The organism is Pseudarthrobacter raffinosi, from assembly GCF_023913835.1.
Taxonomy (GTDB): domain Bacteria; phylum Actinomycetota; class Actinomycetes; order Actinomycetales; family Micrococcaceae; genus Arthrobacter; species Arthrobacter raffinosi.
In genome coordinates this window covers 1-6,822 of sequence record NZ_JAMXBG010000039.1, presented here as the reverse complement: position 1 = coordinate 6,822, position 6,822 = coordinate 1, and the positions used below count along the sequence as shown (strand labels likewise).

Here is a 6,822-nt window from a genome sequence, read left to right as displayed (position 1 = left end):
CAGCACGACCGCCACACCCGGACGGCACCCCAACCAGCGGCCCCCACCAAAGAAGTTGGGAGCCGCTCATCACTGCCCCTTGACAATCCTTCCCACATATCAGACGGGGGGAGTACTCTGACGGTTATCATGGCCGGTCTGGCCGTGGCGACGAGGGTGTCGCAGCGCTGGGGTGCGCTAAAGGTATAAGCCCTGCCCCCGCCATGTCATTTGAATGGCAGGAGAACAAAAATGTTCGATCAGAAATTCATTACCAACGCAATGGCCCGGAGCGCTGAAGACAGCCTCGATCGCCGCCGGCTGTTCAGGGCAGCCGGCGCAGCAGGGATCGGCGGCGCGGTGGCGCTGCTGTCTGCCACGTCTGCAGCCGCCGATGATGATCAAAATGGTGACGGCCCTGATGGACCCAGTGACTCGGCAATCCTGAACTTCGCACTGAACCTGGAATACCTTGAGGCCGAATTTTACCTTCGGGCGGTAACGGGCGCAGGTCTGGCCGGCAACCTTACGGACGGCAAGGGCAAAAAGGGCGGAGTAACCGGCGGCAGGCAGGTCCCGTTCACAGCCGGCAGCTTGGTCCGGAAGTACGCCGTGGAGATCGCGGCCGATGAAGAGGCGCACGTCCGGTTCCTGCGCAGCGCCCTGGGTAAGGCCGCGGTGGCCCGCCCGCCGATCGACCTTGATGCAAGTTTCACCGCCGCCGCTCTCGCCGCCGGACTCATTAAGGCGGGCCAGACCTTCAGCCCGTTCACGGACGAGACCAGTTTCCTGCTCGGGGCGTTCATTTTTGAAGACGTCGGCGTCACCGCCTATAAGGGTGCTGCCCCGTTTATCGATAACAAGACCTATCTCGAGGCGGCCGCCGGCATACTTGCCGTGGAGGCCTATCATGCGGGCATCATCAGAACCACCATGTACGCCCGGGACCTGCAGGCACCGGCGCAGGCCATCTCGGACGCCCGCGACAGCCTGGACGGCACATCGGACCTTGACCAGGGAATCGGAACAGCCCAGGTCGCCAACCTCGTGCCAGCAGACGCCAACGCTCTCGCGTTCAGCCGCACCCCCGCGCAGGTCCTGAACATCGCCTACCTGACCCCGAAATCGGTCAAATCCGGCGGGTTCTTCCCCGACGGCGTCAACGGAAAACTCAACAGGAGCGGCGGCAGCTAAGGCGCATTTATCCTGAGGCGATAAGCCGCCGCGGAGGTCAAGAGCATGTTTTCAAACGGGCAGCTGACCATGGGTCGCTGAGTCCTTTTCGTGTGGACGGCGTCGGCCGGGCACATCTGATGCGTCCGTCATCGGTCTCGGCTCGGAGATGTTCGACATCCTCATGTCCGCAACAGCGAGCACTGGAACAGCCAACCTCGACGACGAACTACGATCAGCTGGGTTTTGCCGGGCCGGGTTCGGAGGCCTTGCGAGGAAGTCGGGCAGGCCCTTGCTCTCCAGGAGGAGGTCCTGGAGCTGGTCAACCAGCGGGACTTTGTCGATACCGACCATCAGGGCCTCGATTCCGGTCCGCGTTCGGCAAGTGCCTATCTGGACAGGAACTGAATGAGGGTTTGATTCCATTCGTCGGGGTGGCTGACGTTGCATCCGTGGGGAGCTCCGGCGATGACGTGCAGTTCGCTGCCGGGAAGAGCCGCGTGGGTGCGCTGACCGGATCCTTCGTAGGATACGGTGGCGTCGCCGTCTCCGTGGAGCACGAGTGCCGGAACGGTTACCTTGGGCAGGTCCTCTCGGAAGTCGGTGCCGCCGAAGGCGGCCAAGCATGCGAGGGCTGCTTTTTTGTCCGCCTGCTTGCACAGTGCGATGGCGTCCTGGCGCTGTTGTTCGCTGACTTTGAGTTCTGCGTTGACGGAGAAGAAATCGCAGGTGAATCCGTCACAGAAGTCGTCCTCGTCCTTGGTCAGGTCAGCGGCCATTTTCGCGGCCTCATCATGGGTCAGGGGCCCGTCGGGGTTGTCGCCGGTCTGCATCATGTAGGGCGGGACGGCGTGATGAACCTGCGGTCCACAAGGCCGGGCAGTCCGTAAGGGCGGGGGTGACGAATAGCGTGCAGGGTAGTTTCCTGATGGGCGCGCCGTCCGGCGGGTGGAGGACAACATCCCTTGAAGGGGATTGTCATGAGAACCATTACTCGTATTTGCTTCTTAGCCGCCGCCGTGTCGCTGGTGGGCATCACCGGGTGCGCAGCCCAGGGCGGGGACTCGTCCGCCCCGCCCGCAGCCAGTTCCGCTGCCCCGTCAGCTGAAGGATCAGCCCAGGCAGCTCAAGGGGTCATCACCATTAAGGATTTCAAGTATGAGGTTCCGGCGTCGGTGAAGCCGGGCGCGATGCTCACGGTGACGAACGCGGACAGCGCCCCGCACACCCTCACGGCCAAGGACAAGGGCGGATTCGACGTCGAAGTCCCGGGCGGCGGAACAGTGGTCTTCCAGGCACCGGATGCCCCCGGTGAGTACGAAATTGTCTGCACCTTCCATCCTCAGATGACCGGGACGCTGGTCGTGAAATGAACCGGGAAATGAGTCGGCCGGAACTGAAGCCACGGGCACGTTCTCTGTGGGTGCTGCGTGTCGGCGTCGCGGCGGCTCTGGTGGTCAGCGCCGTCATCCATGTCCAGCTCGCCCCGGGTTATCAGCAGGCCGCGCCGGGCGGCATCGGGCAGGGCACGCTGTTTCTGGTCCAGGCCGGCGCCGCGGTCCTGGCAGCGGTGTTTGTGCTGCTTAAAGGTTCCCGTATTGCTTTCGCTGCCGCCGCGGTAATTGCGTTGTCGTCCCTGGCCGCGGTCATCCTTTACCGGTATGTCCAGGTCCCCGCCATCGGGCCGCTGCCTTCGATGTATGAACCGGTCTGGTACGCGGCAAAGACCATCACGGCCGTCGCCGAAGCAGCCGCCGGTGCGTTGGCGGTGGCCGGGTACGCCCTGCTGCAGAAAAACCGGCCCGGCTCACGGGTGACGTCACGGGGCCGCCGCCGCGGAACTTCTACCGCCTGAACACGGCGGTGTCACTGCCTCCGGGAGTCCGCCGGGCGTTTCCCTCGCGTTAGCCTGCCCAAAAATATGTGGGCCGGGCCACGTTTTCACCCATCCTTGTCCGCTAGTGTTCCGAAGTACTGGTGTCCCCTCCCGGGGGCACCAACATCACACGCGCGTGTATGAGGAGATTTTTCAAATGAATAAGACACTCCGCTATATGGCAGTCCCCACCCTCGCTTTGGGCGCTCTGGTCCTCTCCGGTGCCCCCGCGATGGCCGCGGACCAGTCCTACCAGTCCATCCTGGGCCAACTCAACGGCAGCGCCGGCTCCGGCACTATCCAGCTCGATGTCACCGGCAACCAGGCCCACGTTGTCCTGAAGGTTTCGGGAATGCCCGCCACCTTCATGGACGCCCCGTACCCGCACGTCCAGCACATCCACGGCGGCAAGCAGGGCACCTGCCCGGACCCTTCCGCCGATAAGGACGGTGACCAGGTCATCTCCACCACCGAAGGCGACCCGTTCTACGGCCCCATCGTTACCACCCTCTCCACCAGTGGCGACACCAGCCCCGCAGCGGGCCTTGACCTCAAGGTAGGCGGCCAGGGTGCCGCGTACACCGTGGACCGTACGTTTGAACTCAATGCCGAGACCAAGGCCGCCCTGGAAGCAGGCACCGCGGTGGTTGTCGTCCACGGCCTTGACCCCGCCACCCTCAGCGCCAAGGGCCAGGCCGCGAAGAGCGACCTCGCACCGACCCTGCCCCTGGCCGCGACCTCCCCGGCCCTGTGCGGAACGTTGACGGCCGGTCAGATGAAGATGCCCGCAGGCGGGGCTGAGACCGGCGTCGCCGCCGAAACCGGCACCGACACCGGGGTCCTCGCCATCGGTTCGGGCCTGGCCTTGATCGCCCTCGCCGGCGGCGCCTATGTGGTCCGCCGCCGCACCGCCGGCGCAGCAGCGTAAGCCAGAGCTGACTGGATCACCACTGTGACACCCAAGAACCCCGGCCACCGCAAAGGCCCCCTGGCCGCCACGGCGGCCGGGGTTCTGCTCCTGCTCACCCTGGCCGGGTGTGCAGGGGGACCCGCCAGCACGCCGGACTCCGGACCGGCCCCTGCAACGTCCGCCTCATCCACGGCGGCGCCGAGCACTCCCGCGGCTCCGTTCACCCCGCCACCCGCTGCCCCTGCAGCGGCCCCGGCCGCACAGCAGCTTCCGCCGGTGCTGGGCGCTTCGGCTCCCGTCACCCTGGCTATTCCCTCGATCGGGGTCCGGACGGACCTTCTCCACCTGGGACTGGAGGAGAACGGCTCCCTGAAAGTACCGGAAGATACCGGCAAAGGCACACCTGGCAGCTGGTACGACGGCTCCCCCACCCCAGGGCAACGCGGCCCTTCAGTGATACTGGGCCACGTCAATGCCCTGGGCGGCAACAAGGGCGTCTTCGCCGACCTGCGCAAACTCACCCCCGGCGCAGAGATCAACGTTTCCCGGGCCGACGGCAGTACGGCCGTGTTCGCCGTTGACCGGGGCGCGCTCTACCCGAAAAACGAATTCCCCACCGTCGAGGTCTACGGCAACACCGACGGCGCCGAAATCCGGCTGATCACGTGCGACGGCTACGACCCCGCCACCGGCCTCTTCGATGACAACTACGTCATCTACGCAACACTCAAAGCCTGACAACGGCCGCACACCCCGGACGGGGGGCGGTCAGGACGGAACGAGTAATGAAACAGCACAAGCCATTGCTGGCCTCCCTGGCCCTGTCAGCCCTGCTGCTCTCCGGCTGCGCAACAGCCGCCGGATCCGTCACCGCGCCCTCGGACCTCTCAACGCCGGCCGCCACGGCAGTTTCGCCCGAGGCCGGGCACACCGACAGCCACGGCGGCGGGCACCACAACGACGGCTCAGCAACGCCCGACGCGACAGCCGACGGGCCCAGCGATGCTGCCCTGATGGTCTGTGGGGACCAGCCAAAGGACCGGCTCACCGCCATCCTGGACCTGGACTCGGAGCCGCACACCATCAACGACTGGGCCGACAGCACCTTTACCTGCACCTACCACCTGCAAGAAGGGGACCTGGAAATCTCCGTCCAGGAAGCGAAGGACCAGGCCACCGCGCTCACCTATTTCGACGCGAAGCAAGCCCTCGCAAAGGACGCCAAACCCATCGAAGGACTGGCCAGCCTCGGCTTCCCGGCCTACGAAACCGCGGACGGGTCAGCGGTGTTCCAAAAAGACAGCTTCGTGCTCCAGGTGGATGCTTCGGACCTGCCGACCACCCTCGGACCGGACAACATCACCAGAAACGCCCTGGCCTACCAGCTCTCCACCACCATTCTCGCCTGCTGGGTAGAACACCCCTGACCCGATGCTGCACAACAAAGGCACCCCACCGGCAGTTTCCATGAAAGGTTCACCCATGAAAGCAAGCACCAGAACCGGCAGCGCGCTCGGACTCGCGGCAGCAGCAGTCGTGCTGGTTTTGTCCGGCTGCGGGAACCCCGGCACCTCCGGGTCCGCCACGACAGCGGCCCCCACACAGGCGGAACAATTCCCGTCAGCTCCTGCCGCCACCGCAGAACCTGCCCCCTCAACGTCCGGCCCGGGCTCTACACCGGCGGCGGCGCCGGCGGAAATCCTGATCAAGGGCTTTAAATACGAAGGTGCGGACACCGTGAGCCCCGGAGCAGAGATCACGGTCACCAACGAAGACATCGAAGCGCACACCATCACCGCTGACACCGGCAACGAATTCGACGCCAACATCCAGGTCGGCACCGGCACCTTCACCGCCCCCACCGAACCGGGGACTTACACCTACCACTGCAACTTCCACGGCAACATGAAAGGCACCCTCACCGTCAAATAACGCCCCGACAGAAGGACGCAGTACACCGGGAACGAAGTGGGGTCTGGAACGGATGTACTCGTTTCTTCGTTACCGGCACGTGCGTCCCGAAGGTTCTGCGCTCGTCTTCCTGGATCGAGGTTTCCCTGGGCCTGGTTGGCTTCAACGCGGCAACTCACCGATGCGGGGACCGGCACATGGGAGGGTCTCGGGCATTTTCCAGGGAGTCCGCCTAGGGTTTGTTTGCCTCCGCGGTTTTGCGGTGGTGCAGGTATCCGACTGCGGCATCCATGAGAAGGAAGGCCAGGAGGCTGATTCCGAGAAGGGGCAGGAAGTACCCGACAAGGACCGCCGCTAGGGCCAGGGCTATGGCGATTCCCGGCGGGGTACGCCTCAGCACCCCGCGTTTGGGAGCCGGCCCGAAGCGCGCTAGCATGCAGGGCCGGCCCGGTGGCGGCCGAAGTGATCCTGTCATCTCACGGCAGTTCAACGCTCAATTGGATTGGCGTTTGATGAAGGACGCCATTCCTGGGACAGTGAAGGCGATGACTCCATGTTCGGGAGCGTAGACGAGCCCCTTCGCGATCAGGTTTGCGCGAATCNGCTATTTCCCCCGATGAGCTGCCTTTGTCGCTGTCTTCGGCCATGGCCCTGAGGTAGTTCTGTTCGGCCCGGGTTGCCCGGTCCCATCGGGCGCGGAAGAATCCGCTGTCCAGGGCTGCCCGGCCGTTGGCTGCACCGACGCGGGCGTCCTCGTATGTGATGCTCGCACCGGTGGCGGCGTTCCATGTGTCCTGTCCGAATTGTTGCAGGAAGTACGGGTAGCCGGCGCTTTCGTTGACGATGAGAGCGACGGCGGAGTCGTCCCATTCGACCCCATCCTCGGCTGCGGGCTTCGTTAATGCTTCCGAGGCGACGGGTCCGCGGAGTTCCTCGATTTTTTCGTAGTTGAACCGTTCGGCATAAGATTTCG

8 protein-coding genes and 1 pseudogene are annotated in these 6,822 nt (G+C 64.6%); 7 read left to right on the top strand and 2 right to left on the bottom strand.

What is annotated here, in order from left to right:
- Positions 1-231 precede the first annotated feature (231 nt).
- Positions 232-1,173, top strand: a complete 942-nt coding sequence (locus NG697_RS20790) for a ferritin-like domain-containing protein (protein ID WP_252611340.1) — start codon at positions 232-234, stop codon at positions 1,171-1,173.
- A 368-nt stretch (positions 1,174-1,541) separates the two neighbouring features.
- On the opposite strand, the gene NG697_RS20785 is transcribed toward NG697_RS20790, so the two are convergent.
- Positions 1,542-1,988 (bottom strand): alpha/beta fold hydrolase, encoded by a 447-nt coding sequence (locus NG697_RS20785; protein WP_252611341.1) that lies wholly within the window; start codon positions 1,986-1,988, stop codon positions 1,542-1,544.
- Between the two features lie 144 nt (positions 1,989-2,132).
- Here NG697_RS20785 and NG697_RS20780 point away from each other — a divergent pair, with 144 nt between their 5' ends.
- The 6 genes from NG697_RS20780 (at position 2,133) to NG697_RS20755 (ending at position 5,870) form a co-directional block, all read left to right on the top strand.
- The gene (locus tag NG697_RS20780; RefSeq protein ID WP_252611343.1) at positions 2,133-2,525 is read left to right on the top strand and encodes a cupredoxin domain-containing protein; all 393 of its coding nucleotides are present in this window, start codon (positions 2,133-2,135) and stop codon (positions 2,523-2,525) included.
- An 8-nt stretch (positions 2,526-2,533) separates the two neighbouring features.
- Positions 2,534-3,007: a hypothetical protein gene (locus NG697_RS20775; RefSeq protein WP_252611345.1), complete on the top strand. Its 474-nt coding sequence runs from the start codon at positions 2,534-2,536 to the stop codon at positions 3,005-3,007.
- Positions 3,008-3,185: 178 nt separating this feature from the next.
- Complete coding sequence (locus NG697_RS20770) at positions 3,186-3,956, top strand: CHRD domain-containing protein (protein WP_252611347.1); 771 nt, start codon at positions 3,186-3,188, stop codon at positions 3,954-3,956.
- A 24-nt stretch (positions 3,957-3,980) separates the two neighbouring features.
- Positions 3,981-4,676 (top strand): class F sortase, encoded by a 696-nt coding sequence (locus tag NG697_RS20765; RefSeq protein WP_252611349.1) that lies wholly within the window; start codon positions 3,981-3,983, stop codon positions 4,674-4,676.
- 47 nt (positions 4,677-4,723) lie between these two features.
- Positions 4,724-5,365: a hypothetical protein gene (locus NG697_RS20760; RefSeq protein ID WP_252611351.1), complete on the top strand. Its 642-nt coding sequence runs from the start codon at positions 4,724-4,726 to the stop codon at positions 5,363-5,365.
- 55 nt (positions 5,366-5,420) lie between these two features.
- Entirely contained in the window at positions 5,421-5,870 is a 450-nt protein-coding gene (locus NG697_RS20755; RefSeq protein ID WP_252611352.1) for a cupredoxin domain-containing protein, read from the top strand.
- A 472-nt stretch (positions 5,871-6,342) separates the two neighbouring features.
- Here the strand turns inward: NG697_RS20755 and NG697_RS21560 are convergent.
- A pseudogene (locus tag NG697_RS21560) lies at positions 6,343-6,496 on the bottom strand (DUF8462 domain-containing protein).
- Between the last annotated feature and the right edge of the window lie 326 nt (positions 6,497-6,822).

Coding starts and splice junctions, on each gene's coding strand:
- NG697_RS20770 (WP_252611347.1), top strand. CDS start 3,186: ATGAATAAGACACTCCGCTATATGGCAGTCCCCACCCTCGCTTTGGGC.
- NG697_RS20780 (WP_252611343.1), top strand. CDS start 2,133: ATGAGAACCATTACTCGTATTTGCTTCTTAGCCGCCGCCGTGTCGCTG.
- NG697_RS20775 (WP_252611345.1), top strand. CDS start 2,534: ATGAGTCGGCCGGAACTGAAGCCACGGGCACGTTCTCTGTGGGTGCTG.
- NG697_RS20790 (WP_252611340.1), top strand. CDS start 232: ATGTTCGATCAGAAATTCATTACCAACGCAATGGCCCGGAGCGCTGAA.
- NG697_RS20785 (WP_252611341.1), bottom strand. CDS start 1,988: ATGATGCAGACCGGCGACAACCCCGACGGGCCCCTGACCCATGATGAG.
- NG697_RS20755 (WP_252611352.1), top strand. CDS start 5,421: ATGAAAGCAAGCACCAGAACCGGCAGCGCGCTCGGACTCGCGGCAGCA.
- NG697_RS20760 (WP_252611351.1), top strand. CDS start 4,724: ATGAAACAGCACAAGCCATTGCTGGCCTCCCTGGCCCTGTCAGCCCTG.